This window comes from Kineococcus rubinsiae (assembly GCF_011839805.1).
GTDB classification, from domain to species: Bacteria; Actinomycetota; Actinomycetes; order Actinomycetales; family Kineococcaceae; genus Kineococcus; species Kineococcus rubinsiae.
The window spans coordinates 51,357-77,688 of sequence record NZ_VWPY01000001.1; the positions used below are offsets into that span (position 1 = coordinate 51,357).

At 73.7% G+C, this 26,332-nt stretch carries 25 protein-coding genes; 13 read left to right on the forward strand and 12 right to left on the reverse strand.

What is annotated here, in order from left to right:
• Positions 1-68: 68 nt before the first annotated feature.
• Genes F1544_RS00210 through F1544_RS00240 form a run of 7 tightly spaced genes read left to right on the forward strand, consistent with a single transcriptional unit; the run spans position 69 to position 7,741 of the window.
• Positions 69-854, forward strand: a complete 786-nt coding sequence (locus F1544_RS00210) for a DeoR/GlpR family DNA-binding transcription regulator (protein WP_167580801.1) — start codon at positions 69-71, stop codon at positions 852-854.
• A complete protein-coding gene (locus F1544_RS00215) occupies positions 851-2,374 on the forward strand; it encodes a rhamnulokinase (protein ID WP_167580802.1) in 1,524 nt (507 codons plus the stop codon). Before F1544_RS00210 ends, F1544_RS00215 begins: the two co-directional genes overlap by 4 nt.
• Complete coding sequence (locus F1544_RS00220) at positions 2,371-3,414, forward strand: autoinducer 2 ABC transporter substrate-binding protein (protein WP_167580803.1); 1,044 nt, start codon at positions 2,371-2,373, stop codon at positions 3,412-3,414. The genes F1544_RS00215 and F1544_RS00220 overlap by 4 nt, the downstream gene beginning before the upstream one ends.
• Positions 3,414-4,919, forward strand: a complete 1,506-nt coding sequence (locus tag F1544_RS00225; protein WP_167580804.1) for a sugar ABC transporter ATP-binding protein — start codon at positions 3,414-3,416, stop codon at positions 4,917-4,919. The genes F1544_RS00220 and F1544_RS00225 overlap by 1 nt, the downstream gene beginning before the upstream one ends.
• The gene (locus F1544_RS00230; RefSeq protein WP_208971027.1) at positions 4,916-5,935 is read left to right on the forward strand and encodes an ABC transporter permease; all 1,020 of its coding nucleotides are present in this window, start codon (positions 4,916-4,918) and stop codon (positions 5,933-5,935) included. Before F1544_RS00225 ends, F1544_RS00230 begins: the two co-directional genes overlap by 4 nt.
• Positions 5,936-5,945: 10 nt before the next feature.
• On the forward strand, positions 5,946-6,977 hold the full coding sequence (locus F1544_RS00235) for an ABC transporter permease (RefSeq protein ID WP_208971028.1): 1,032 nt from the start codon (positions 5,946-5,948) through the stop codon (positions 6,975-6,977).
• A complete protein-coding gene (locus tag F1544_RS00240; RefSeq protein ID WP_167580805.1) occupies positions 6,974-7,741 on the forward strand; it encodes a class II aldolase/adducin family protein in 768 nt (255 codons plus the stop codon). The genes F1544_RS00235 and F1544_RS00240 overlap by 4 nt, the downstream gene beginning before the upstream one ends.
• A 75-nt stretch (positions 7,742-7,816) precedes the next feature.
• Here the strand turns inward: F1544_RS00240 and F1544_RS00245 are convergent, their stop codons facing one another.
• The 7 genes from F1544_RS00245 to F1544_RS00275 form a co-directional block, all read right to left on the reverse strand.
• Positions 7,817-8,926, reverse strand: coding sequence for a spore photoproduct lyase family protein (locus F1544_RS00245; protein WP_308469789.1), 1,110 nt, complete (start codon positions 8,924-8,926; stop codon positions 7,817-7,819).
• Between the two features lie 76 nt (positions 8,927-9,002).
• Positions 9,003-9,884 carry an alpha/beta fold hydrolase gene (locus F1544_RS00250; RefSeq protein WP_167580806.1) on the reverse strand — a complete coding sequence of 294 codons (882 nt, stop codon included), beginning with the start codon at positions 9,882-9,884 and terminating at the stop codon, positions 9,003-9,005.
• Between the two features lie 109 nt (positions 9,885-9,993).
• Positions 9,994-11,121 (reverse strand): Gfo/Idh/MocA family protein, encoded by a 1,128-nt coding sequence (locus F1544_RS00255; protein ID WP_167580807.1) that lies wholly within the window; start codon positions 11,119-11,121, stop codon positions 9,994-9,996.
• A complete protein-coding gene (locus F1544_RS00260; RefSeq protein WP_373368043.1) occupies positions 11,106-11,771 on the reverse strand; it encodes a ThuA domain-containing protein in 666 nt (221 codons plus the stop codon). The genes F1544_RS00255 and F1544_RS00260 overlap by 16 nt, the downstream gene beginning before the upstream one ends.
• Before the next feature lie 85 nt (positions 11,772-11,856).
• Positions 11,857-12,762: a carbohydrate ABC transporter permease gene (locus F1544_RS00265; protein WP_167580809.1), complete on the reverse strand. Its 906-nt coding sequence runs from the start codon at positions 12,760-12,762 to the stop codon at positions 11,857-11,859.
• Position 12,763: 1 nt separating this feature from the next.
• A complete protein-coding gene (locus F1544_RS00270; RefSeq protein WP_167581310.1) occupies positions 12,764-13,663 on the reverse strand; it encodes a carbohydrate ABC transporter permease in 900 nt (299 codons plus the stop codon).
• 11 nt (positions 13,664-13,674) lie between these two features.
• Positions 13,675-15,000 carry an extracellular solute-binding protein gene (locus F1544_RS00275; RefSeq protein WP_167580810.1) on the reverse strand — a complete coding sequence of 442 codons (1,326 nt, stop codon included), beginning with the start codon at positions 14,998-15,000 and terminating at the stop codon, positions 13,675-13,677.
• 340 nt (positions 15,001-15,340) lie between these two features.
• Here F1544_RS00275 and F1544_RS00280 point away from each other — a divergent pair, with 340 nt between their 5' ends.
• From F1544_RS00280 to F1544_RS00295, 4 genes are all read left to right on the forward strand, one after another.
• The gene (locus tag F1544_RS00280) at positions 15,341-16,381 is read left to right on the forward strand and encodes a LacI family DNA-binding transcriptional regulator (RefSeq protein ID WP_308469791.1); all 1,041 of its coding nucleotides are present in this window, start codon (positions 15,341-15,343) and stop codon (positions 16,379-16,381) included.
• Between the two features lie 151 nt (positions 16,382-16,532).
• Positions 16,533-16,790, forward strand: coding sequence for a hypothetical protein (locus F1544_RS00285; RefSeq protein ID WP_167580811.1), 258 nt, complete (start codon positions 16,533-16,535; stop codon positions 16,788-16,790).
• 63 nt (positions 16,791-16,853) lie between these two features.
• Complete coding sequence (locus tag F1544_RS00290) at positions 16,854-17,597, forward strand: GAF and ANTAR domain-containing protein (protein ID WP_167580812.1); 744 nt, start codon at positions 16,854-16,856, stop codon at positions 17,595-17,597.
• 10 nt (positions 17,598-17,607) lie between these two features.
• A complete protein-coding gene (locus tag F1544_RS00295; protein ID WP_167580813.1) occupies positions 17,608-18,645 on the forward strand; it encodes an NAD-dependent epimerase/dehydratase family protein in 1,038 nt (345 codons plus the stop codon).
• Between the two features lie 47 nt (positions 18,646-18,692).
• On the opposite strand, the gene F1544_RS00300 is transcribed toward F1544_RS00295, so the two are convergent.
• From F1544_RS00300 to F1544_RS00320, 5 genes are all read right to left on the reverse strand, one after another.
• Complete coding sequence (locus F1544_RS00300) at positions 18,693-19,436, reverse strand: sigma-70 family RNA polymerase sigma factor (protein ID WP_167580814.1); 744 nt, start codon at positions 19,434-19,436, stop codon at positions 18,693-18,695.
• Between the two features lie 66 nt (positions 19,437-19,502).
• The gene (locus F1544_RS00305; RefSeq protein ID WP_167580815.1) at positions 19,503-20,585 is read right to left on the reverse strand and encodes a glycosyltransferase; all 1,083 of its coding nucleotides are present in this window, start codon (positions 20,583-20,585) and stop codon (positions 19,503-19,505) included.
• Positions 20,582-21,049 (reverse strand): ANTAR domain-containing protein, encoded by a 468-nt coding sequence (locus F1544_RS00310; protein WP_167580816.1) that lies wholly within the window; start codon positions 21,047-21,049, stop codon positions 20,582-20,584. The genes F1544_RS00305 and F1544_RS00310 overlap by 4 nt, the downstream gene beginning before the upstream one ends.
• Before the next feature lie 136 nt (positions 21,050-21,185).
• On the reverse strand, positions 21,186-22,241 hold the full coding sequence (locus F1544_RS00315; protein ID WP_167580817.1) for an aldo/keto reductase: 1,056 nt from the start codon (positions 22,239-22,241) through the stop codon (positions 21,186-21,188).
• Between the two features lie 79 nt (positions 22,242-22,320).
• Positions 22,321-23,562: a CAP domain-containing protein gene (locus F1544_RS00320; RefSeq protein ID WP_167580818.1), complete on the reverse strand. Its 1,242-nt coding sequence runs from the start codon at positions 23,560-23,562 to the stop codon at positions 22,321-22,323.
• Between the two features lie 420 nt (positions 23,563-23,982).
• Here F1544_RS00320 and F1544_RS00325 point away from each other — a divergent pair, with 420 nt between their 5' ends.
• Together F1544_RS00325 and F1544_RS00330 are read left to right on the forward strand one after the other, a co-directional pair.
• Positions 23,983-25,335 carry an extracellular solute-binding protein gene (locus F1544_RS00325; protein ID WP_308469792.1) on the forward strand — a complete coding sequence of 451 codons (1,353 nt, stop codon included), beginning with the start codon at positions 23,983-23,985 and terminating at the stop codon, positions 25,333-25,335.
• Positions 25,336-25,390: 55 nt separating this feature from the next.
• Entirely contained in the window at positions 25,391-26,332 is a 942-nt protein-coding gene (locus F1544_RS00330; protein WP_308469793.1) for a carbohydrate ABC transporter permease, read from the forward strand.

Below are 26,332 nucleotides of genomic sequence, written 5' to 3' on the forward strand. Positions count from 1 at the left end.
GTTCGTTCCTCTTACGTTCCCTCAGCGGGCCAGTGCCGGTCCGCTGCCTCGGGAGGACGGTGGTCGCGGTGGCCGGGGACGAGTTCTCCCGCTCGCAGGCGATCCTCGGCGAGCTCGACCACCACGGCCGGGTCGTGGTCACCGACCTCGCGGCGAAGCTCGGCGTCTCCCCCGTCACGGTCCGCAAGGACCTGCAGGCCCTCGAGGAGCGCTCGGTCCTGCGGCGCGTGCGCGGCGGCGCGGTCGCCGCCCCGGGTGGCGACGAGGGCTCGTTCGAGGTGCGGATGCGCCAGCACCGCAGCGAGAAGGACGCGATCGCCCGCGCCGTCGCGCCCCTGGTGCACGACGGCGACGTCGTCGCCCTCGACTCCTCCACGACGTGCCACCACCTCGCCCGCCGCCTCCTGCAGCGCCGCGGCCTCGTCGTCGTGACGAACAGCCTCGCCCTCGCCTCGCTGTTCTCCGAGCGCAGCGACGCCCGCGTCCTGCTGCCCGGGGGCGTCGTGCGGCGCGCGGCGCGTTCCGTCGTCGGGCTCGTCGGCGACGTCCTCGCCGGCCGCGGCCGCATCGACCACGGGTTCATCTCCGGCAACGGCATCTCCGCGGCTCACGGCGTCATGGACCTCGCCCTGGAGGAGGCCGAGGCCAAGCGCTACCTCGCCGGGCCGTGCCGGCAGGTGCACGCCCTGCTGGACTCCTCGAAGTTCGGCGCGTTCTCGCTGCACGCCTCGGTCCCGCTGGCCGACCTGACCGCGGTCTGGACCGACGACGCGGCCGACGCCGACGCCGTCGCCGAGATCGAGGCCGCCGGGGTCCCCGTCCACACCCTGGCCACCGGGCCGGTGCCGGCGTGAGCGCGCGCACGAGCGTCGCGGCCGTCGACCTGGGCGCCGAGAGCGGCCGGGTCGTCGCCGTCTCCTTCGACGGGCGGCGGTTCTCCACCGAGGTCGCGGCCCGCTTCCCCACCACCTCGCGCGCCGTCGGCGGCGTCCTGCGCTGGGACGTGGAGGCCCTGTGGCGCGAGGTCGTCGCGGGCCTCGGCGCACTCGCGCAGCTCCCCGGGCCGGCGGGCCGCGCGGGCGTGCGGTCGGTGGGCGTGGACACCTGGGGCGTGGACCACGGGATCCTCGACGCCGCAGGGACTCTCACCGCCGACCCCTCGTGCTACCGCGACCCCCGCCAGGCCGCGGCGATGGAGGAGCTGCTGCGCACCGTCGACGCGGCGGACCTGTTCGCGGCCACGGGAACGTCGGTCATGGCCATCAACTCCGTGTTCGCCCTGCTGGCCGACGGCGCCGCCGGGCGCCCCGCGGCCGGGCACCGGCTGCTGATGCTGCCGGACCTGTTCCACGACCGGCTCTCCGGCGTCGCCGCCACCGAGCGCACGGCCGCCTCGACGACAGGCCTGTTCGACACCCGCACGCGCGCGTGGGCGGACGCCCTCGTCGCCCGCCTCGGCCTGCCCCGCGGGCTGTTCGGCGACCTCGTCGACGCCGGGACGGACCTCGGGCCCGTGACGGGCGACGTCGCGGCCGTCCTGCCGGGCGTGCGCGTCGTCGCCCCCGCGGGGCACGACACCGCGAGCGCCGTGCTCGCGACGCCGTTCGACGACCCCGACGGGTTGTTCCTGTCGTCGGGGACGTGGTCGCTGCTCGGCGTGGAGCGCGCGGCGCCGCTCGTCACCCCCGCCGCGTTCACCGCGGGCCTCACCAACGAGACGGGGTTCGGCGCCACGACGCAGCTGCTGCGCACGGGCGACGGGCTGTGGATCCTCCAGGAGTGCCGGCGCCAGTGGGCCCGCGAGGGCCTCGACCTCGGCTACGGCGACCTCGCCGCGCTGGCGGCGGCCGAACCTCCGCTGCGCAGCGTCGTCGACACGGGCGAGGAGGAGTTCCGCGCCCCCGGGGACATGCCGCGCCGCCTGCGCGAGCACTGCGCCCGCCACGGCGAACCCGTCCCGGAGACCGTCGGGGCCCTCGCCCGCTGCGTCGTGGACTCCCTGGCGCTCGGCTACCGCCGCACGGTCGAGGACCTCGCCGCCGTCACGGGCCGGGCGGCGCCCTCGATCACCGTGACGGGCGGGGGCGCGCAGCACGCCGTCCTCGCGCAGGCCACGGCCGACGCCACGGGGCTGCCCGTGCGCTGCGGGCCCGTCGAGGCCACGGCCCTCGGCAACGCGGGCGCGCAGCTCGTGGCCCTCGGCGAGCTCGCCGGCGCCGACGACGTCCGGCGCGCGGTGGCCGCGACCGCCGCCGTGCGCACCCTCGAACCCCGGCCGTCCCCCGCGTGGGACGACGCCGCGGACCGGCTGTCCCGGAGGCGTTCCGCCTCCGGCCCGCGCACGACCCCTACTCACGACGGAGTGACGACATGACCCGCAGGAGAACTCCCCGCACCCTCACGACCGCCGCGGCGCTGGCCGCCGTCCTGACCCTGGCGCTGTCCTCGTGCGGCCAGGGCAGCGGCGGTTCCGCGACGAGCGACGAGTCCTCGGGCGGCAGCAGCTCCCCCGTCGTCGCGTTCGTCCCCAAGCTGCAGGGCGTGCCCTACTTCGAGGCCATGAACAGCGGCGGGAAGGCCGCGTGCGAGGAGCTGGGCTGCACCTGGAAGTACCAGGGCCCCGTCGAGGCCGACGCCGCCGCGCAGGCCGACATCGTCCGCTCGTTCATCCAGCAGAAGGTCGACGTGCTGTTCGTGGCGCCGAACGACCCGGACTCGATGGCGCCGCTGCTGAAGGAGGCCGCGGACGCGGGCATCGAGGTGGGCACCACGGACACCGACGCGCCCAGCTCGGTGCGCGAGGTGTTCGTGAACCAGGCCACGGCGCAGGGCCTCGGCCAGCAGCTCACCGACTCGATGGTCGAGGCCATGGGCGGCAAGGGGAAGTACGCGATCGTCAGCTGCGGGGAGACGGCCGAGAACCTGAACTCCTGGATCGCGGTGCAGAAGGAGTACACGGCCTCGAAGTACCCCGACGTGCAGATCACCGACATCGTCTACGCCGGTGAGGACCAGGCCAGAGCCACGCAGATGGCCACCGACCTCATGAACGCCGACCCGACCCTGACGGGTCTCGTCGGGGAGTGCACGTCGTCGGCCCCCGGGGTGGCGCAGGCCGTCCAGGACGCCGGCAAGACGGGCACCGTGTTCACCGTGGGCCTCGGCACGCCGAAGTCGATGGCGCCCTACCTGACGGCCGGGTCCTCCAGCGCGAGCATCCTCTGGAACGTCGCGAACCTCGGCTACCTGACCGCGTGGGCCGGGACGAAGCTCGCCGGCGGCGAGGACTTCGCCGCCACGAACGAGGTCTCCGCCGACCTCTCCGACGTCGCCTACGACTCGGGCGCCAAGATGCTGCTGCTCGGGCCGCCCCTGATCATCACCAAGGACAACGTCGCGGACTTCGACTACTGATGGCGGGTGCCCCGCGGCTGGCGGTCAGCGGCATCGCCAAGCGGTTCGGCGCCGTGCGCGCGCTGCGCAACGCCGACCTCGTCGTGGACGCCGGCAGCGTCCACGCCCTGGTCGGCGAGAACGGTGCCGGCAAGTCGACGCTCATCAAGATCCTCTCCGGCGCCGAGACCGCGGACGCCGGCACCACGGCGTTCGACGGCCAGGAGGTCACCATCGGCTCCACGACGGCCGCGATGGCGCTCGGCGTCGCGACCGTCTACCAGGAGCCGCAGCTGTTCGCCGACCTCACGGTGGCGGAGAACGTCTTCACGGGACGGGAGATCACCCGCGCGGGCCGGGTCGACTGGCCCGCGCAGAACGCCCGGGTCACTGAGCTGCTCGACCTCATCGGCCTGCCCGCGCGCTACGCCACCGTGGCGGTCGGGACCCTGTCGATCGCCGAGCAGCAGCAGGTCTCGATCGCGAAGGCGCTCGCGGGCGACGCCCGGCTGCTCATCCTCGACGAGCCCTCGGCGATCCTCACCGACACCGAGATCGAGGTGCTGTTCGGCGTCGTGCGCCGCCTCGCCGCCTCCGGCGTGGCGATCGTCTACATCTCCCACCGCCTCGACGAGCTGTTCACCATCGCCGACGTGGTCACCGTCATGCGCGACGGGGAGACCATCGGCACCTGGCCGATCGCGGAGCTGTCGGTGCGCCGCATCGCCGAGCTCATGGTCGGCGGGGTGCTCGACGACGGGCCGCGCGAGCACCGCGTCCCCGACGGGCCGGCGCGGCTGGAGCTGCGCGGACTCGGCCTGGAAGGCCGGTTCCACGACGTGGACGTGGCCGTGCGCGGCGGCGAGGTCGTCGGCCTGTACGGCCTCGTCGGCTCCGGGGTCGCGGAGATCGCGGCCAGCGTCTACGGCATCACGCCCGCGACGTCGGGCACGCTGCACGTCGACGGCGCCGAGGTGCGCCCGCGCTCCCCCCGCCACGCGAAGGCGCTCGGCATCGGCCTGCTGCCGAGCGACCGCAAGCAGCAGGGGATGTTCTCCTTCCAGCCCATCTCCTTCAACATCTCCGCGGGGAACCTGCGCCTGCTGTCCAAGGCGCGGGTGTTCGTGGACCGCCGCCGCGAGCGGGAGGTGGCCCGCCGCATGATCGAGCGGCTGTCGGTGAAGACCCCCAGCGAGAGGCAGCCCGTGTCCGCGATGTCCGGCGGCAACGCCCAGAAGGTCGTGCTGGCCCGCCAGCTCGTCGACCGCCCCGGCGTCCTGGTGCTCGCCGAACCCACCCAGGGCGTCGACGTCGGCGCCAAGGACGAGATCCACCGCATCATCGCCGAGCTCGCCGACGCGGGGACGGCCGTCCTCGTCGTCACCTCCGACCTGCCGGAGGCGATCCGCATCTCCGACCGCCTGCACGTCGTGCGCGACGGCACCACGACCGCGGAGTTCGGCCCCGGTGCCAGCCAGGTGGACGTCCTCGCGGCCGCGGCCGGTGCCGTGGAGGTCGCCACGTGAGCGCCCCCGCGCTGGCGCGCCCGGCGCCCGCGAAGCCCGGCCGCGTCCTGCCGTTCCCCGTCACGGGGCAGGAGGTCGTCCTCCTCGTCGTCATCGCCGTGCTGTGGGCGGCGCTGGCCGTGACGACCCCCGCGTTCGCGACGGAGGGCTCGATCGTCCCGCTGCTCGTGGCGATGACCCCGATCGCCCTCATCGGGATCGGGATGACGGTCGTCATCGTCACGGGCGGCATCGACGTCTCGGTCGGCAGCATCGTCATGGTCTGCGCGGTCGTCATCGCGAAGGCCATGGTGGGCAGCGGGATCCCCCTGCCGGCCGCCGTCGCGCTCGGCATGGCGGTCGGCGCCCTGCTCGGCCTCGTCAACGGCGCGCTCATCGCCTACGGGCGGGTCCAGGCCATCATCATCACCTTCGGCACCCTGAACCTGTTCCGGTTCGCGGGGCTGCAGGTGTTCGGCTCGGCGACCGTCGAGGGCATCCCCGGCACGCTCGCCCCGTTCGGCCGCGGCGACGCGGGCCGCACCCTCGGCGTCCCGCACAGCTTCGTCGTGCTCCTCGTGGTCGCGGCGATCGCCTGGTACTACCTGCGCCACACCCCCGGCGGGCGGCACTTCTTCGCCATCGGCGGCGACGCGGACGCGGCCCGGCTCGCGGGCATCTCGGTGCGCGCGCGCATCGTCCTCGGCTACGTCGTGACGGGTCTGCTGGCCGGCGTCGCCGCCTGCTTCGTCATCGCCCAGGGCACCTCGAGCCTCGCGGCCTCCGTCGGCTCGGGGCTGGAGCTGTCCGTCATCGCAGCCGTCGTCATCGGCGGCACGTCCATCACGGGGGGCCGGGGTTCCGTGCTCGGGACCCTCCTCGGCGCGCTGCTCGTGCAGACCGTGCGGACGGGCGTCACGCAGCTCGGCTGGCCGTCGCAGCTGTCGGACCTGTTCGTCGGCGTGTTCATCATCGTGGCCGTCGGCGCCGACCTGCTGCGCCAGCGCCGCCGCCCCACCGGGAAGAGGACGACATGAGGAGGACGCCGTGACCGCCCGCGCCCTGCGCCTGGTCCTGACCCAGCGCACCGCCCTGCTCGTCGTGCTGCTCGTCGCCGTCGTGGTGACGATGACGACCCTGTCGGGCAACAACTACCTCAGCGCCCCGTACAGCGCGTCGTACATGGCCTCGACCCTCATCAACGCCGTGCCGCTGGCCATGCTGGCGCTGGCGGAGCTGCTGGTCATCACCTCGGGCCGCGGCGGCATCGACCTGTCGGTGGGGGCGATCGTCTCCCTCACGGGCATGGTGTTCGGCTTCGCCTACGGGCAGTGGGGGTGGCCGCTGGCCCCCGCGATCCTCCTGGCTCTCGTCCTCGGGGCCGCGTGCGGCGCCCTGAACGGGTTCCTCGTCGCGCACCTGGGGTTCCCCGCGCTCATCGCGACGCTGGCGACGTACTACGCGTTCCGCTCCCTGGCCCTGGTCGTCAACGACCAGAAGCCGATCAACTCCCAGCCGGTGCAGGACCTGTACTCCACGGCCACGGCCGTGGCCCTGCCCCTGGTGGGCGAGTCGTTCCCCCGCGTCCCGCTCGGCATCTTCACGTTCCTCGTGCCGACGGCGCTCGTGGTGTGGCTCGTGCTGGCCCGCACCACGGCCGGGCGCCGGCTCTACGCGATCGGCACGAACGACGTCGCGGCCCGCTGGTCGGGCATCGACGTGCGCCGCACCCGGTGGTCGGCCTACGTCGCGGCGGGCGCGATCTCCGGCCTCGTCGCGGTCGTGACGGTGGCGCAGTTCGCCTCCGCCCGCCCCGACTCCGGGACGTCCGGGAACGGGATGGCGCTGCCCGCCATCACCATCGCCATCCTGGGCGGCGTCGCCATCACGGGCGGGGTCGGCCGGGTCGCGGGCGTCGTGCTCGCCACGCTGCTCATCGTCTGGCTCAACGCCGGGATCCTGCTCGCGGTCCCGGGCAACAGCGGCAGCCAGTACCAGCTGTTCGCGCTCGGGATCGTCCTGGTGGTCGCGGCCCTGCTGAACGCCCTGACCCAGCGCCGCTACGGCGGGACGCAGTGACGTTCACGAGCTACGACCCCGACCTCGTCAGCGCGGAGCTCCTCGCGCTGACGAGGTCGCTGGGCGACCCCGCCCGCGATCTCGTGATCCTCGCGGAGGGCAACACCTCCCAGCGCCTGCCCGGCGGGCGCATCGTCGTGAAGGCGACGGGGGCGGCGATGGCCGCGGCGACCGCGGAGGACTTCGTCGTGGTCGAGGTGGAACCCCTGCTCGACCTCGTGCGCGACCCGGCGAGCACGCAGGCCGACCTCAGCGCGGCGCTGGACGCGGGGGTCCACGACGGCCGCTCGCGCCGGGCCTCCATCGAGAGCGTCGTGCACGCCGCGACCCGGGCGGAGTTCGTGGGCCACACCCACCCGACCGACGTCGTGGCGCTGCTCGCCAGCGTGCACGCGGCCACGGCGTGGCGGGACCACGTCTACTCCGACGAGGCCGTGGTCGTGAGCCGCTCGGCGTTCCTGCCCTACGCCTCGCCCGGCCTGGACCTCGGCCGGGCGCACCTCGCCCTCGCGGACGCCCAGCGCGCCGAGCACGGGGAGGTCGCCCGCCTGGTGCTGCTCGGCAACCACGGCATCGTCGTCGCCGGCGCCACCCCCGCGGCGGTCGAGGCCGTCACGGCGATGACGGTCAAGGGCGCGCGCGTGCGGGCCGGCGCCTACGCCGCGGGCGGGCTCGCCCCCCTGCCGCGCAGCGCGATGGCCGCGTTCTTCGCGCGCGACGACATCACCGCCCGGCAGCGGGAGCTCGGGACGGCCGGCGGCTGACCCGCCGCCCGGTCCGGGGCTCCCGTCGGGGTTGCGGGCGGGGGTCCCGGCGGCGAGGCCGCCGGGAGAGGCCGGTCAGAAGGCGTAGCGGACGGTCAGCCAGGGCGTCCGCTCCGCCACGAGGTCCAGCAGGCGCTGCACCCACACCGCCTTCCAGCGGGCGCGGTAGCGCACGTTCTCCATCCCGTTGCCGGAGCGCTTGGCCTCCTGCACGTCCGGTCGCCAGAGCAGGTCCTCGCCCTTGGGGTGCCAGCCGAGGTTCACCTCGTGCAGCCCCGCGTTGTGGGTCAGGAAGATGACCTCCGCGGCGGCCTGGGCCTTCGCCGCGGGCGAGAGGACGTCGTCCAGCTCGGCCAGCAGCGCCGCCCACCCGTCCAGCCACCCCTCGCCGACGATGACCGGGGACAGGTTCAGGTGCACCTCGTACCCGGCCGCGACGAAGTCGTCCACGGCCGCGATGCGCTCGCGCACCGGGTCGGTGCGCACGTCCACCACGCGCGCCACCGCTTCCGGCATCACGGAGAACCGCACCCGGGTCCGGCCCCGCGGGTCGTAGCCCAGCAGGTCGCGGTTGACGTGCTTGGTCGCGAAGCTCGCCTTGGCCGTGGGCATCGCCGCGAACGCCGTGACCAGGTCGCGCACGTTGTCGCTGACGCGGGCGTCCACCGAGGCGTCGGAGTTCTCGCCGATGTCGTAGACCCACGCGCTCGGGTCGCACTGGTCGGGGGCGGGTTTGACGCCCTGCCGGGTGACGTGGCGCTGGAGGTAGCCGACGACCTCGTCGATGTTGGCGTAGACCGTGATCGGGTTCGCGTAGCCCTTGTGCCGCGGCACGTAGCAGTAGGAGCAGGCCATGGCGCAGCCGTTGGCCGTCGAGGGGGCGATCCAGTTCGCCGAGCGCTCGTTGCGGCGGGCCGTGAGGGTCTTGCGGACGCCGAGGGCGAGCACCTCGGTCTTGGTGCGCACCCAGCGGCCGACGTTGGCCTCGTCGCCGTGCACGGCCGGGATGCGCTGCACCGACGGCACCTCGACGACCTGCGCGCCGGGCCAGCGCGCGAGGACCTGCTGCCCGCGCGGCAGCGCGAGCGCGGCCTCCTCGGCGTAGATCGTGCGCACGTCGAGCAGCTCGCGCCGGCGCGCGCCGCTGCCCCGGTCCGTGCCGGCCGGCGTGCTCGGGGTCTCCACGGCGCCCACGCTACGGACCGGCCCCGACAGCGCCTGTCGAGCCCGGCCTCACCCGGCCGTCAGCACCCGGCGACCGTCAGCGCCCCACCGCCCGGTCCGCGCGCGCGCCCAGCCAGTCGACGACCCGCGCCGTGACCTCGTCGCGGTTGGTCTCGTTGAAGACCTCGTGCCGGGCGCCCGGGTAGACCTCCACCTCGACGTCGCGCAAGCCCGCGTCGCGGTAGCGCTGCCCCAGCAGCTGCGGAAGGTCTCCCCCGCCGGCCAGGGGGTCGTCAGCACCGCTGACGACCAGCAGCGCCAGGTCCGGGTCGATCGCGGCGAGCTGCGCCGGATCAGCCACGCGCGTCGAGGAGAACAGGGCGGCCATGACCTCGGGGGCGCTGTCCTGCCCGCACAGCGGGTCGGCGACGTAGGCGTCGACCTCGGACGCGTCCCGGCTCAGCCACTCGTAGCCCGTGCGGGGCTCGAACCCGGCGTTGAACGCCGACAGGTCACCGGCCTGGCCCTCCACCGGCGCCGGCAGCCCCGCCGCGAAGACGTCCACGGCCGTCGAGCCCGTGAGCACCACCCCGTCGTAGCGGGCGGAGTGGTCCAGCAGGACCTCCTGCAGCGCGATCGACCCCATCGAGTGCGCGACGACGAAGCGCGGCAGGCCGGGGCTCGCCGCCTCGACGAGGTCGGAGAACTGCGTGACGTCGGAGAGCAGGCCCGCCCAGCCGCCCTCGCCGAAGCTGACGTGGGGCGTGCGCCCGTCCACCGAGGCGCCGTGGCCGCGGTGGTCGTGGGCCCACACGTCGAACCCGGCCGACACGAGCGCCCGGGCCAGCCGGTCGTAGCGCGGGGCGTGCTCGCTGAGCCCGTGCACGAGCTGCACCGTGGCCCGCGGTCGCCCGGCCGCCCAGTGGTAGCCGTGGACCACCAGGCCGTCGGCGTGGGAGGTGAACGTCGTGCCGTCCATGAACCGCTCCTGGAGTCCGGGGAGACGGCACTGTACGGCGGCACCCGCACCACGCACTCCGCCCCCCGGCCGGCGGACCGGCAGGGGGGCGGAGGAGGTGGCAGTGGGCTCAGGCGGTGAGGTCCACCGGGGTGGTGATGGCCTCAGGGCGCTCGCACGTCGTGGTCAGCGTGACGGACGTGTGCTCGTCCGCCGCGCGCTGCACCGACTCCATGATGTCGAGCACGTGCAGGGCGACCTCGTCACTGGCGCGGTGCCCACGGCCCTCGGCCACCGACATCGCGAGGTCGGCCAGGCCGTAGCCGCGACCGGAGTCCACGAAGCCGGCGGTGACGCCGACGTCCTTCCAGTTCGACTGCTGGTCCGCATCCGGACCCGGGGCCGGCGCGGTCGCGGCGGAGAACAGCTCCACCGCACCCTCGAACATGTTCGGGTCGGGGATCGAGAGCGACCCGCCCGTGCCGTGGAGCTCGATGCGGGGCAGCCGCGCGGCCCAGGTGTCGAAGCTCATGATCAGCGTCGACAGCGCGCCCGAGGCGTGCTCGAGGATCCCGGTGATGTGGGTGTCGATGGTGACCGGGAAGGACTCCCCCGCCCGCGGACCGGAGCCGATGGTCCTGGTCTCCGAGGGCCGCGACGAGGCACCCACGACGCGGGTGACCGGGCCGAGCAGGTGCACCAGCGAGGTGAGGTAGTACGGGCCCATGTCCAGCAGCGGGCCGCCGCCGGGCTGGTAGTAGAAGTCCGGCTGGGGGTGCCAGCGCTCGTGACCGGGGGTGGTCATGAACGCCGTCGCGGAGTGCGGGGTGCCGATCTCGCCGGCGTCGACGAGGGCTCGCGCCGTCTGGATCCCGGTGCCCAGCACGGTGTCGGGGGCGCAGCCGACCCGCAGGCCCGCCGCCGCGGCGGCTTCGACCACTTCGCGGCCCTCGGCGACGGTCATCGCCAGCGGCTTCTCGCCGTAGACGTGCTTGCCCGCGGCCAGCGCCTTCAGCGCCACCTCGGCGTGCGTGCGCGGCAGCGTCAGGTTGAGGACCACGTCGACGTCGTCGGCGGCCAGCAGCTCGTCCAGGGACAGCACCCGCGCGCCGTGCTCGTCGGCCAGCGCCTGCGCCCGCTCGGGCACGAAGTCGCTCACGGCGGTGATCTGCAGCTGCGGCAGACGCTTCAGCGACGCCGAGTACTGCGCCGAGATGACTCCGGCGCCGACGACGCCGACCCTCAACGGGCTGCCCACAGCAGACCCCTCTCGATGATCGTCTTGACGTTGGTGTCCTGCAGGACCTCGACGTTGTGCCCCGGCGTGGCGACGAAGATCCTGCCCTTCCCCCACTGCCGGGTCCAGATCGCCGGGGAGGTGACCGGGCGGTTCCACGGGTCCCAGGCCCGGACGGCCTGCGTCGTCGTCGCGAGGACGTCGACGTAGTCGTCGGAGAGGACCCAGTACTGCTCGGTCACGAGGTCGAAGTCCCCGATGCCGGCGGTGATGGGGTGCTCGGCTGCGGCGGGGAGCATGTTCACCGTGTAGGGGACGTAGTTGTCGGGCTGCCCGCCGGTGCGCTCCTCCGGGGCCTTGCCCGGGTGGCAGCCGAACTGCCCGCCGACCAGGGTCAGGTAGTCGGAGTTGTTGCGGTAGGAGTCCGCGATCCCGCCGTGCCAGCCGGCCAGACCGGTCCCGGCCTCGACGGCCGCGCGCAGGCCCTCGAACTCCTCCTTCTCGATGGAGTTCATCGTGTTGCACTGCACGACCAGGTCGACCGTCGCCATGTACGCGGCGTCGGTGTAGACCGTCGGGGTGCCGCCCGTCGCGGCGACGTCCTCGACGCGGACGGTGAACCCGTTCGCCTCCAGGTGCGGGATGAAGAGGTCGGTGGCCTCGACGGGCATGTGCCCGTCCCAGCCGCCGCGGACGACGAGAGCCTGGCGCGTCAAGAGTGGAACCTTCCAGCTGGAGCAGGAGTCGTGGAGCAGATCACTTGGAGAAGCCGGCCGTGAGGCCGGACAGGAGCTGACGGCGGCCCGCGATGTAGAGCACCAGGATCGGCACCGTGGTCAGCAGGACCGAGGCCAGCACGGCCGGGATGTTGACGCTGTACTGCCCCTGGAAGCTGAACAGGGCCAGCGGCAGCACGCGCAGGTCGGGGCTCTGGGTCAGGACCAGCGGGAGGAGGAACGAGTTCCACACCTGCAGGGCCTGGTAGATCGAGACGGTCACGATCGCCGGCTTGGTCAGCGGGAAGGCGAGGCGCCACATGGTGCCCCACTCGCTGCTGCCGTCCAGCCGCATCGACTCGAACAGCTCGTTCGGGACGTCGCGGATGAAGTTGCCGAGGATGAGGATCGTCAGCGGCAGGGCGAAGGCGATCGAGGGGAGGATCAGCGCCAGGAGGCTGTCGTACAGCGACAGCTTGATGATGATCAGGAAGACGGGGATGATCGTCGCCTGGAGCGGGATCGCGAGCCCCATGAGGAACACCGCGTTGACGCCCTTGAGGAACCGGCCCCCGCCGCGGATGATCGCGAACGCCGCCATGAAGGAGAACAGGACGGCCGGGACGACCGCGCCCAGGGTGACGATCACCGAGTTCGCGAAGTACCGGACGAAGCCCGACTCGATGACGAGCCGGTAGTTGTCCAGCGTCGGTGCCGTGGGCGGCGCCATGGCGTTGCCGGAGAAGTACCCCGACGCGCTCTTGAAGCTCGTGATCACGATCCAGTAGATCGGGATGATGATGATGGCGAGCCACAGCCACCCGAAGGCGCCGCCGAGGTAGTTGCGCTTGCCCGACGAGGTGATCGCCGAGCGGTCGCCACTCGCGCGACCGGGGCGCCGCCCCTCCGCCTTGACGGGACGTTCCGCAGTGGTCGATCCGGCCATCTCAGGCACCTTCCAGCTGGCTGCTCGCGCCACCGCGGCCGCCGAGGCGCTGCAGGAGCAGCGCGAGAGCGAGGCCGATGAGGACGAGGATCGTGGCGATGACGCTCGCCGGGCCCATGAGGCTGCCGCGGAAGCCGCGCAGGTACATGTCCAGGGCCAGCACGCGCGTCGCGTCGCTCGGCCCACCGCCCGTGAGCACGAAGATGAGGTCGAAGAACGTCAGCGAGCCGACGATCATCAGCGTCGAGGAGGTGATGATCGTGTTCTTCAGCTGGGGCAGGGTCATGGAGAAGAACTGCCTGACCCGGCCGGCGCCGTCGATCTCCGCCGCCTCGTACATGGACCGGGGGATCTGCCGCACGCCACCTTGGTAGATGAGCGAGTGGAAGGGGATGAACTGCCAGGACACGATGAAGATGACGACGCCCATGGCCAGGGCGGGCCGGCCGAGCCAGTTCTGCGAGAGGAACGGCAGGCCCAGGCCGGCGCCGAGACCGAAGTTCGGGTCCAGCAGCGCCTTGTAGGCGATCGCGATCGCGGCCGAGCTGAGGAGCAGCGGCAGGAAGTACAGGACCGCGAGCACGGCCCGGTACTTCTGGTGGCCCGAGATGAACACGCCGAGCAGGATGCTGAGCGGCGTCTGCACCGCCCACGACAGGAACATCACCAGGAAGGTGACGCCCAGCGCGTGGGGCAGGCCGGGGTCGGTGAGCACGGAACCCCAGTTCGCGAACCCGGCAGCGGTGATGGCACCGATGCCGTCCCAGTTCGTGAAGCTGAGGACCACGACGCCGATGAGGGGGATGATCCCGAACCCGACGAACATCACGAGCGCGGGCAGCACGAGCCAGGACAGGGAGCCTGTCTTGCGCCCCGTCGCGGAGGGGGTGACCGCACCCACCGACACCGTGCTCACTTGCCGATGACCGCGTTCATGTTCGTCGCGAACTGCTCCGGCGTGATGGCGAGGCCGAACAGCTGCTCGATGTTGTTCAGGAGCTCCTCGGCCGCGGTCGGGCTGAGGGCCTGGTCCCACGACTGCGCGAAGTTGCCGGCGTTCGCTGCGGTGTCGTAGACGAACTTGAGCCACTCGGCGTCGTCCGACGCGCCGAGCTTGGAGTCGATGCCGTTGACGATCGGCACCGAGCCCGAGGCGATCCAGGCCTCGTTCTCCGCGTCGGTCAGCAGGCCGTCCTTGAAGTACTTCTTGGCGATGGTCTTCTGCTCGTCGGTCGCCTTGGAGGAGATGGCGAGGTAGGAGGAGGGGTTGCCGACCGAGTTGGTCGGGTCGCCCTTGCCGCCCGCGACGGAGGGGAAGTTCATGTAGCCGAGGTCGCCCTTGGAGACGAAGTCGCCACCGTCGGACTTCATGCTGCCGTAGGTCCAGGCGCCGTGGAGCATCATGGCGGCCTTGCCGGTGTAGAGCAGCGCCTGGTCGGCGTTGGAGTCGGCGGTGATCGACTGGAAGCCGTTGATGAAGCCGTTGGCCTTCACCAGGTCCTGGATCATCTTCAGGGCCTGCAGCGACGCGGGGTTGGACCACGCGTCCGCCTCGCCGTTGAAGACGGCCTCGAAGACCTCGGGGCCACCGACGCGGTCGAACATGAACTCGAGCCACATCATGTTGGTCCAGCGCGACTGCCCGCCGAGGGAGAACGGCGCGATGCCGGCCGCGTTGAACTTGGGCACCAGCTCCATGATCTCCTCCCACGTGGTGGGCTCGGAGACACCGACCTGCTTGAAGACGGCCTTGTTCGTGAAGAGGACGATCGGGGAGACCGTCTCGCACGGCATGGCGTAGATCTTGTCGCCGACGGACCCGGCCGCGAAGGCGGTCTCGAAGAGCTTGCTCTTCAGGTCGGCGTTCTCGGCGAACCAGCTGGTCAGGTCCTCGACCTGGCCGGCGTCGGCGTAGCTCTTGAGGCCACCGCCGCCCCAGGTCCAGATGATCGTCGGGGCCTGGTTGGCGCCGATGGCCGTCTTGATCTTGGTCTTGTAGGCGTCGTTCTGGAACAGCGTGACGGCGAGCTTGCCGTCGGGGTTCGCCTTGTTGAAGGCGTCCACCGCGTTCTGGCGGATGGTCTCCTGCGGGGCTCCGCTGAGGTACCAGATCGTGGCCTCGCCGGCCTTCGCGGCGCCGGGGCCCGAGGACCCGCAGGACGCGAGGGCGCCGACGGTGAGGGGGGTCGCCACCGCCAGGGCGAGGATGGACCGACGGGAGGTGTGCTGGGAATCCACTGCGATCTCCGATGCGCCGAGCCGCGCCTTCGCGGCTGCTCCGTAGGGGCGGCTGGGGGCCGCACCGAGGGTCCAGGAGGACCCGGGTGTTTCCGACGGGTGTCGAAACTGTTTCGACGCCGCGTCGCTGGATGACGATAGGTGGGCGACGGGACCGGGTCAAGCAGGTCGCGAAGATCGGGTGAACTCGCGGTGTCAGTGCAGGTCACGAGGATGTCACAGGTCTCGGCCAGGTCTCGAAAAGTTTCGAGGACCGGTTGACCGCAGGGCTCCCGCTGGGACCGTCGAGCCCCTATCCTCGGCTCCGGCGCCCGACGGTGGGCGGACGAGGGGGAACGACGTGCTGGAACCATCCACCCGAGCGGGTCGCCCCACGCTGGCCACCATCGCGGCGTCCGCGGGCGTGTCCGTCGCCACGGTCTCGAAGGTCGTCAACGGCCGCGAGGACGTCTCGGCGCAGACCCGCGCGAGCGTCCAGGCCCTGCTCAGCCAGCACGACTACGCGCCCCCGTCCGCGCGGCGGCCCACCCCCGCGGCCCCGACGGTGGAGTTCCTCATCGACGGGGAGTTCAGCGCCTACGGCCTGCAGGTGATCGAGGGCGTCGTGACCGCCGGCGTCCAGCTCGGGATCTCCGTGGTCGTGGGGCAGCTGCACCCGGACGGCGCACCGCCGGGGTCGACGGCCCCGCGGGTCTGGGCGCGCCGGCTCGCCACGGCCGGGCGCACGGGCGTCATCGTCGTGACCGGCGAGCTCACCGCGGCGCACGTCACCGCCCTCACCCGCGTGGACCTGCCGCTCGTCGTCATCGACCCGCTGAACCTGCCGCGCACCGAGGTCACCAGCGTCGGGTCGACCAACTTCGCGGGCGGCCTCACGTCCACGCAGCACCTGCTGGACCTCGGGCACCGCCGGATCGCCTTCGTCGGCGGCCCCCCCGCCTCGTCGTGCAACCAGGCCCGGCTGCACGGCTACCGCGCGGCCATGGAGACCGCCGGGTGCCCCGTGCCTCCCGAGCACGTGCTCAACGAGGCCTTCAACTACGACGCGGGCTTCCGGGCCGGGACCTCGCTGCTGTCGCTGCCCGAGCCGCCCACCGCCGTGGTCGGCGGCTCCGACTCGATCGCCCTGGGCTTTATGGAGGCGGCCCGCGTGCGCGGCCTGCGCATCCCCGAGGACGTGAGCGTGGTCGGCTTCGACGACACGGAGCTGGCCCAGATGTCCACCCCGCGGCTCACGACCGTGCGGCAGCCGCTGCGCGAGATGGGCGCCGTCGCGGTCCGCACGCTGGTGCGGATGGCCGCCGGCGAGGTCCTGGAGTCCCACCACGTGGAGCTCGCGACGGAGCTCGTCGTGCGCGGGACCACCACCCCCCGCCGCTGACGCCCCGGCGCACCGACCCCCCCGCGCCGACTCCCCCACCCGCCGCGCCGCCTGCCACACCGCGTTGCCGGTTCTCGCTGTCCGTGTTCGCATGGGGAGACCGGACGCAGCCGCACGGCCCGCGTCCCCGGGCACCGAGGACGAGGCCGCCGTGGACAGCACCCGCAACGCCCAGCTCACCCGGCACGTGATCGACCTGCGCGAGGCCCCGGCCGGCGAGCAGCTGCTCGACGACCTCCGCGCCGCCTACGACGAGCGGCTGGAGCTCCTCGAGTCCGACGCCGACGACGAGGAGCTCGTCGCCAGCGCCGTCCGCATCGACGCGCTCGAGGCGCGCTGCCGGGCCCCGCGGCCCGCGCCCCCGCGCCGCCGCCGCTCCGGCCCGGACCCCGCCACCTTCCTGGGCTGACGGCACCCGCTCCGCGCGGGCGGGCCGCGTGCGGGCCCGCGCGGGCGCTGGCAGGCTGACCGCGTGCAGGAGCGACGGGACGACGGCCTCGCGGCGGAGGCCGTGGCCGCGGCGATGGACGACGTCGCGCAGGTGCTCGCGGCCCACGGCGAGCCCCTCGACCTGGCCGACCGGCTCGTGCGCCACGCCGCGGCCCTGCTCCGGGCGGACGCCGTTGGGCTCGTCGTCCAGGACACCGCCGGACGCACCGGCCTGCTCGCCAGCACGTCCGACGAGGCGCGCGCGGTGGAGCTGTTCCAGCTGGAGGCGCAGCAGGGCCCGTGCGTGGAGTGCTGCCGCACGGGCCTGCCGGGCGCCTCCCCCGACGCTGCGGACATGCGGCGGCGCTGGCCGGACTTCGCGCGCACGGCGGCCGAGCTGGGGATCAACGCCGTGCACACCGTCCCGCTGACCGCCACGGGGCGCACGATCGGCGCGCTCAACCTGTTCCTGCGCCGCCCGGGCGTGCTGTCCCCGGCCCAGGCCGACGTCGCGCGGGCGCTCGCGTCCTTCGGGGCCGTCGGGCTGTCCCAGCTCGAGCACGTCGCCGAGAGCCGCCGCGTCCAGGCGCAGCTGCAGGAGGCGCTGGACAGCCGCATCGTGCTGGAGCAGGCGAAGGGTGTCCTCGCGGAGCGTCACGGCACCGGCCCCGAGGAGGCCTTCGACGAGCTGCGCCGGCACGCGCGGCGCAGCCGGCGCCGGCTGCGCGACGTCGCGCAGGAGGTCCTGGACGACCTCAGCAGGGTTGCGCCGCCTCCCGTGGGGTAGGGATGAGCCCATGCGCATCGCCATCACCGGGGCCTCCGGCAACGTCGGCACGGCCCTGCTCCGCCGGCTCGCCACCACCGGTCACGACGTCGTCGGCATCTGCCGCCGCACCCCGCAGGACGCGGGTGCCCCCTACGACGGCGTGCAGTGGGTCTCCGCCGACGTCGCCGCGGACCACGACGTGCTGCGCGAGGCCCTCCGGGGCTGCGACGCGGTGGTCCACCTGGCCTGGCTGATCCAGCCGGCGCGCCGCCCCGAGGAGCTCACCCGCGTCAACGTGGGCGGGTCGAAGGCCGTGGTCGCCGCGGCGCTGGCCGCGGGGGTCCCCCACCTCGTCCACGTGTCCTCCGTCGGCACCTACGCCCAGCACCCCCACGACGACTCCCGCGTCGACGAGTCCTGGTCCACGGCCGGGATCCGCGGGTCGCAGTACTCGCGGGAGAAGTCGGCGGTCGAGGCCCACCTCGACCAGGTCGAGCGCGAGCACCCGGAGCTGACGGTGGCGCGCGTCCGCCCCGCCCTGGTCTTCCAGCGCGACGCGGGCAGCGAGATCGCCCGCTACTTCGTCGGTGCGCTCGCCCCGACGCGCGTGCTGCGCCGCGTCCCCCTGCCGCTGCTGCCCCTGCCGCGGCGGCTGCGCCTGCAGCTCGTGCACGCCGACGACCTGGCGGACGCGCTGGTGCGCGTGGTCGAGCAGCGGGGGCGGGGCGCCTTCAACGTCGCCGACGAGCCGGTGCTCGGCGGCCGTGACCTGGGGCTGGCGCTCAAGGCGGGGCGGATCGTGCCCGTCGACCGCCGCGTGGCACGCGCCGTGGTGAAGGCGACCTACCTGGCGCACGTGCACCCGGTGCAGGAGGGCTGGCTCGACCTCGCCCTCGGGGTGCCGCTGATGGACACCGACCGCGTCCGCACCGAGCTCGGCTGGCGTCCGGAGCGCTCCTCCTCCCAGGCGCTGCGCGAGCTGGTCGAGGGGATGTCCGAGCACGCGGGGACCGGGTCGGGGCCGCTGCGGCAGCGGCGCGCCACGGGCTCGCGGACGGGCGTCTGACCCGCGACCGGTCAGGACGGGCGGCCGAGCGGGCCTTGCGAGGCGGGTCAGGCGGCGAGCTGGTTGCGCAGCCGCCCGAGGCAGGACGTCAGCAGGCGCGAGACCTGCATCTGCGTGACGCCGAGCTCGTCGGCGATCTGCTGCTGGGTGGCGTCGCCGTAGAAGCGGAGGGCGAGCAGGCGCTGGTCGCGGGGCCCGAGGGCTGCGAGCAGGGGGCGGACCGCGGCCCCGTCGATGACGCCGGCGATCGCGTCGCCGTCGTCGGCGAGGGAGTCGGCGACCGTCGCCTCGCCGTCGCCGCCGACGGGGGTGTCGATCGACATGGCGGAGTAGGCGGCGGAGGCGCGGCGGACCTCGCGCAGCTCCGCGACGGAGGTGCCGAGCCGCTCGGCCAGCGCCTCGTCGGTGGGGGCGGTGTCGAGCTCCTGCTGCAGCTCCTGCTCCGCGACGACGAGGAGCGCGCGCAGCTCCTGCAGGCGGCGCGGCGGGCGGATGTCCCAGCCGTGGTCGCGGAAGTGGCGGCGGATCTCGCCGGTGATGGTGGGGACCGCGTACGCCGTGAAGGAGTTGCCCTCCTCCGGCCGGAAGCCGTGCGCGGCCTTGACCAGGCCCAGGCAGGCGACCTGCACGAGGTCGTCGAGCGACTCGCCGCGGTCGCGGTAGCGCAGGGCCAGCGAGCGGGCCAGCGAGAGGTGCGCGAGGACGAGCTCGTCGGGGTCGACGGGGCCGTCGGCGGACGGGTCCCGGGGCGTGGTGGTGCCGGACGGCGCGAGGCGCCGGGTCGGATGCATGGGTCCTCCGGAGGCGTTCACGGAGTGGCGCGTGTCTCGACCACCGCGGCCTAGTCGAGCACCGAGTCAGGCGGTGCGCGAGTCGAGCGCCCCCGCCAGCGCGCTGCCGCACTCCTCGACCGCGCGCAGCACACGCTCGGCTGCGAAGCGTGACCGCAACCGGTCAGCGCCCGCCACTCCGAAGGCGCTGCAACGGAATCCGTCGCGCCACGTCCCCAGGACGGCCCGCGCGACGAACCGCTCGTCCTCCGCGCGGAACAGCGTTCCCGTCACGCCGGACACCACGACGTCCGCCGCGGCGTGGCGGCCCGGGGCCACGACGGCGCGGGCGCGGGCCATCGCCGCCAGCGGCACGAGGGTGGCGTCGGTGGAGTTCCCGGGGTCCAGGACGACCGTGGCCGCGTCGAGCTCGCGGAGCAGGTCCGGGCCGCTGACGTCGCCGGCCCAGGTGACGCGGCCGCCCACGCCGAGGCGCTCGGCCCCGGTGCGCAGGGCCTTCGCGGGGGCGTCGTCGGCGGGGCCCGCGACGCTCACCGTGAGACCGGGTTCCTCCACGAGGCAGCGCAGCAGCCCGCCCAGCACCGCGCGGCTCCACGGCGCCCCGCCGAGCACCAGCAGCCGGGGCGGGACGGCGGGGTCGACGGGGCGGGGGCCGCCGTCGGCGGCGGCCAGCTCGTGGGCGGCCAGGGCCTCCAGCAGCGCCTCGACGGGCGGCGCGCCGGCGAGGGGCCGCAGCAGCTCCCGGTGCGCGGCGGAGGGGGCGAGCAGGGCGTCGGCGCCGCGGGCCAGCGCCGTGACGGACGCCTGGGCGGCGGCGTCCAGGCGCAGCCCGGCCAGCGCCATCCGCGCGAGCACGGGCGGACCGCCGAGGCGGCGCGCGGCCAGCGCGGCGGCCGCGGCCGGCACGTCGAGGGAGAGGACGACGTCGTGGCCCCGGGCCTGCTCGAGGACCGCCTCGCCGTGCGCGGCGGCCGCGCGCAGCAGGTCCGGGGCGCCCGGGGACGGACCGGTGGCGGCGGGCAGGACGGCGACGGAGGCCCCGGTCGCGGTGGCGAGCGCCGCCGCGACCCCGGCGGGCAGCGCGGCCAGCGGGTGCCGCGCCGCGCCGGCGGGGTCGCCGTGCACGAGCAGGTACCGGGGCGCGCTCACGACGGGCCGGCCCAGTCGCGCTGCAGGAGACCAGCCCCGCCCGCGCGCAGGCTCGGCAGGTCGGCGAGCAGGGCGGTGGCGAGGTCGAAGAGCTTGACGTTGTGGGTCTGCGAGACCGACGCGAGGTCGCGGAAGGCCTGGTCCTCGTCGCAACCGGTGAGCGCCATCACGACTCCCTTCGCGAGGTCGATGACCGGCCGGCGCGACAGGGCTGCGCGCAGCTGGGCCACCTCCCCGCGCAGCAGGACGACCTCGGCGAGGAGGTCGTCGTCGGTGCCGGGTCCCCCCGCGGGCTGGAGGGTCCCGTCCGGCCCGGCGGGGGCGGACGGGGTGGGCGCCGCGCCGTGCCCGGCGGGGACACCGGCGGCGCCGGTCTCACTGCTCTCGTGCTGAGTGGATCCGTCGAGCGGGGTCGTCCCGTCGTGCGGGGTGCTGCCGTCGTGCGGGGTGCTGCCGTCGTGCATGCTGCCCAGGACCTCCGGAGGATCGCGCCGCTGCACGTGCTGCAGCGGACGGTCCGCGGTGGCGAGGTCTGGGCCGCGCGTTCCGGGGTCGAGCCTAGGGCTGGACGCCGGGAGCGCTCGCTGGAACGCCCCGCCCTCAGGCGTCCAGGTGCGGGCCCAGCAGCGAGAGGTCGGCCGGGCTGAGGCGGTCCCCCGCGGTGGCCGCCTGGTGCCAGTGGGGGTAGCGCAGCGGCACGGCGCTGACGTCGTCGAGGCGCTGCCGCTCCTCCGGGGCCAGCACGAGGTCGGCCGCGGCGAGGTTGTCGCTCAGCTGCTCCTCGGTCCGGGCGCCGATGACCAGCGACGTGACGCCCGGGCGCCCGAGCAGCCAGGCCAGCGCGACCTGGGCGGCCGAGACGCCGCGCGCCTGGGCGACGTCGACGAGGACGTCGACGACGTCGTAGAGCTTCTCCTGGTCGTGCACGGGGGGCTCGCTCCACTCCCCCAGGTGCCGCGACCCGGCCGGGGCGTCGACGCCGCGGCGGTACTTGCCGGACAGCAGCCCGCCGGCCAGCGGGCTCCACACGAGGACGCCGACCTCCTGGTCCAGCGACAGCGGGACGAGCTCGTCCTCGGCGTCGCGCGCCTGCAGCGTGTAGTGGATCTGCTGGCTGACGTAGCGCTGGTAGCCGTGGGCGTCCGCGGTGGCCAGGGCCTTCATCAGCTGCCAGCCCGTGTAGTTCGACGCGCCCACGTAGCGGACCTTGCCCGAGCGCACGAGGGTGTCGAGGGCCTCGAGGGTCTCCTCCAGCGGCGTCTGGCCGTCCCACTCGTGGATCTGGTACAGGTCGATGTGGTCGGTGCGCAGCCGCCGCAGGCTGCGCTCCACCGAGCGCACGAGGTGGTGGCGCGAGGCGCCGCCGTCGTTGGCGCCGGGCCCGACGAGCATGCGGGCCTTGGTCGCGATGAGCACGTCGTCGCGGCGGCCCTCGAGCACCTCGCCGGTGATCTCCTCGCTGAGCCCGTCGGAGTACATGTCCGCGGTGTCGAAGAGGGTCACGCCCGCGTCCAGCGCCAGGTCGACCTGCCGCCGCGCCTGGTCGACGCCGGCGGAGCCGACGGCCGCGAAGGCCCCCGCACCCCCGAACGTCATCGTCCCCATGGTGAGCGTCGAGACGCGCAGTCCCGACCGTCCGAGCCGTCGATGGTCCACGGCACGGGACCCTACGCCCGGGACCCGCCGCCCGGGGCTCAGCGCCCAGGGCTCAGCGACGGAGCTCAGAGACCGGGGCTCAGCCGACGGTGGTGCGGTGCGTGGACCAGGAGTACGTGAGCGTGCCGCCCTGGAACTGCTGGGCCACACCGCCCGCGACGGGGTGCTCCGGGCCGGCGGGGAACCCGAGGCGGCCGGTCTCCCAGCCGCTCTGCGCCCACGCGTCGCGGATCGCGCCGCGCACGACGTGCGTGCCGGCCGCGGCGCTCCAGTAGACCGAACCGCCCTGGAAGTGGGTGAACGCCCCGCCGCGCACGGGGGTGTCGCCCTGCACGGGCAGGCCGAGGAACCCGTTCTCCCAGCCCGTCGCGCCGTAGGCGTCGAGGATGGCGCCGCGCACGACCTGCGCGCCCGTCGCGCCGCTCCAGTAGACGAGCCCGCCCTGGAAGCGCTGGGCGAGGCCGCTGCGGATGCCGAACTCCCCCGAGACGGGGTAGCCCAGGCCGTTCTCCCAGCCGGTCGCGGCCCAGCGGTCGCGGACGGCGCCCCGGACGGCGTGCACGCCGGTGGCCGGGCTCGTGTAGAGCGAGCCGCCCTGGAAGTGCTGCCCGGCGCCGCCGCCGCGCAGCGGCCCGAACTGCGCCCCCGTGGGCAGCCCCAGCCCGCCGACGTTCGCGCCGGCGGCGCGGTAGCCGTCGAGCAGGGCGCCGCGCACGGGGATGCCGGCGTAGCTCTGCGAGCCGTCGGCGTTGGCGCGCACGAGCGGGGTGGCGGCGCGGGCGCTGCCGAAGTCGACGACCCAGTAGGAGCGCCACACGGTGCGGCCCCCGGAGGAGGTCTTCGTGTAGACGGTGCCGATGCCCGCGGCCGTGTAGGTGCGGTCGAGCAGGACGGTGCGGTGCGGCGTCGAGCCCATCCAGCTCTTCACGGCCAGGTCGCCGTTCTCCAGGCCGTGGGTGTCGGCGTTGCCCATGTCGGCGGTGGCGACGATCTCGCCCCACCGGCCGTAGCCGGACAGCAGCCGGGCGAGGTCCGGGTTGTGCTTCATGCCGTCGCCCTGGCCGAGCACGTCGGCCCAGCGCTGGGCGACGGCGTCGAGCCCGCCGTCCAGCTGCACGGGACCGACGCCCACCGCGGCGCGCTGGGCGTTGAGCCCGGCGAGGATCTGCTGCTCCTGCGTGGCCGCGGGCACGACCGGCGCCAGGACGTCGGCCGCCGCGGCGGAGGACGCCGTCGCGAGCGCGGCGCCGGGCAGCACGAGCAGGGCCGCGAGCAGCGGGCCCAGCAGGCGGGGGCGGCGGGGACGACGGGAGGTCAGCACCCCACCTGCATCGACCCTCCGCGGGTGTGACCCCAGGCGCCGCCCGGGGACCGCCGGGCGCGGGGCGCCCGCCACGGTGGGTGACCGCCGCTGCGGCCGGCGGGGGTGCCTGCACCCGGACGGGGGGCTCACACGGGTGACGCGCCCGCCGCCGCCGGAGGCGGGGACTCCTCGCGCGGCCGGTCGCGGACCCGGTCGCGGGGCGGGGCGGACGCGCACCGCGCCACGCCGCTGACCTGCACCTCCCGGTCTATGCAGCGTTGCAAACGGGTGCTAGCGTCCCGCCCATCTCGACGGGAGCGTCGGGTGCTCGAGTCGTGCGACGGCGCACGAGGCGACATCCGCGAGCCGTCGCCGCACGACCGGCCGAACCCCGGCCGGACCCACTCCACGGCCAACGAGGGCAGGGATCGAACGCGCGTGAACACACACACTTCGTCAGGGGGCCTGTCGCGACGGGCGCTCCTGCGCGGCGGACTGGCCGCGGGCGGGATCGGTGCGGCCGCCTCGCTGGCCGGCTGCGGCTCGCCGCTGGCCGCCGGCCTGGCCGGGTCGGCCCTGAACCCGGGGACGCTGACCTTCTGGAACCTCTTCGGCGGCGGTGACGGCGTCCGGCTCCAAACGATGCTGGACAAGTACTCCACCGACACGGGGCCGAACTCCCTGCAGTCGGCCACCTTCGCGTGGGGCAACCCGTACTACACGAAGGTGTCGCTGGCGACGATCGGCGACAAGCCGCCGGACGTCGCGGTCGCGCACCTGACCCGGGCGGCCAACCTGGCCGAGGCCGGGCTCCTCACGCCCATCACGGCCGACATGCTGAGCCTCGTCGACCTGTCGTCCACGGACTTCAACCAGAAGGTCTGGGAGACCCAGAAGGTCAACGGCCAGGACTGGGTCGTCCCGCTGGACACCCACCCGTTCGTGATGTTCTACAACACCGACGTCTGCGAGAAGGCCGGCCTGCTCGGCAGCGACGGCAAGCTCGCGCCGATCGAGGGCAAGGAGGCCTTCGAGGCCGCGCTGACGGCGGCCAAGCAGGCCACGGGCGGTGTCGGGCTCAGCGTCGCCAACATCAACGAGTTCGCGACCCCGTGGCGCTTCTTCCAGACGCTCTACTCCCAGCAGGAGGGCGCGACCGAGTTCCTGGGCGACTCGGGCACGAAGATCACCATGAACGACGACCTCGTGGTGTCGACGCTGGAGTACATCGCGAAGCTGGCCAAGGACGGCCTGATCAGCAAGGCCGCGGACTACGCCGGCTCCCAGACCGAGATGTTCACGGGCAAGTCGGCCTTCTACCTGCAGGGCGAGTGGGAGATCACCACCGCCCAGGGCATCGAGGGGCTGAAGTTCGGGATGGTCCCCGTGCCGACGATCTTCGACAAGCCCGCCGCGCAGGCCGACTCGCACACCTTCATCCTGCCGAAGATGGACCGCACCGACGAGCAGATGAAGCGCGCGATGGGCTTCATCAAGTCCATGCTCGACCAGAGCATGACGTGGGCCGCGGGCGGCCACGTGCCGGCCTACCTGCCGACGCTGGACAGCGCCGAGTACAAGGCGCTGGAGCCGCAGGCCGACTACGCGGCCGCGGCCGACGCCGCCGTCTACGACGCGCCCGCGTGGTACTCCGGCTCGGGCTCGAACTTCGAGACCATCGTCGGCGCGGCCATCGGCCTCTGCCAGCAGGGCCTGTCCACCCCCCAGGACGCCCTGAACAGCATCAAGTCCCAGCTGCAGACCTACGCGAACACGGCGAACCCGCTGTGAGCGCCGTGCGGACCGCCGCGAACTCCACCCCCGCCGCCCCCCTGGAGGTCTCCCGGTGAGCACCCCGACCATCGCGCCGCTGCAGGTCCCGGCCACCAGCTCGAAGCAGCGGGGCAACATCGGCTACCCCGAGAACAAGCCCGCGTGGCTCTTCCTGGCCCCCTTCGCGGTCTTCTTCGTGCTCTTCCTGGTCGCTCCGACGATCTACATGATCATCTCGAGCTTCTTCAACACGAGCATCGCCAAGTCCGGCCTCGGCAGCTTCGCCGGGCTGGCCAACTACCAGGAGATGCTCACCAAGGCCGAGTTCTGGTCGAGCATGGGCCACACCCTGCTCTTCACGGTCCTCACCGTGATCCCGCTGGTCGTGCTGTCCTTCGTGTTCGCCGTCCTGGCCAACCGGGTGGGCCGCGGGCAGTGGTTCTTCCGGCTCGCGTTCTTCGTGCCGTTCATCCTGCCGTCGGCGACGATCTCCCTGATCTGGGTCTTCATCTTCGCCCCGACCAACGGCCTCTTCGCCCAGGTGCAGACGTGGCTCGGCAACGCGGTCCCCACCCCCGTGCTCGCCGACCCGAGCAGCGCCATGATCGGCATCGCCGTCGCCACGATCTGGTGGACGATCGGGTTCAACTTCATCCTCTACCTGGCGGGCCTGCAGGACATCCCGCGCGAGCTGTACGAGGCCGCCTCCATCGACGGCGCGTCGCCCTGGCAGCAGATCCGGTTCCTCACGATCCCGCTGCTCAGCCGGACCACCTCGCTGGTCATCGTGCTGCAGATCATCGCCAGCCTGAAGGTCTTCGACCAGGTCTACCTGATGACCTCCGGCGGCCCGGGCACGTCCACCCAGGTGGCGCTCGGCCTCATCACCAACACCGCGTTCACCGACTTCCGCAGCGGTGCGGCGTCGGCCGCGGCGGTGCTCCTGTTCATCGTCATCCTGGCCATCGCCATCATCCGACAGCTGCTCGAGCGCAACCAGGAGAGGACTGCCTGA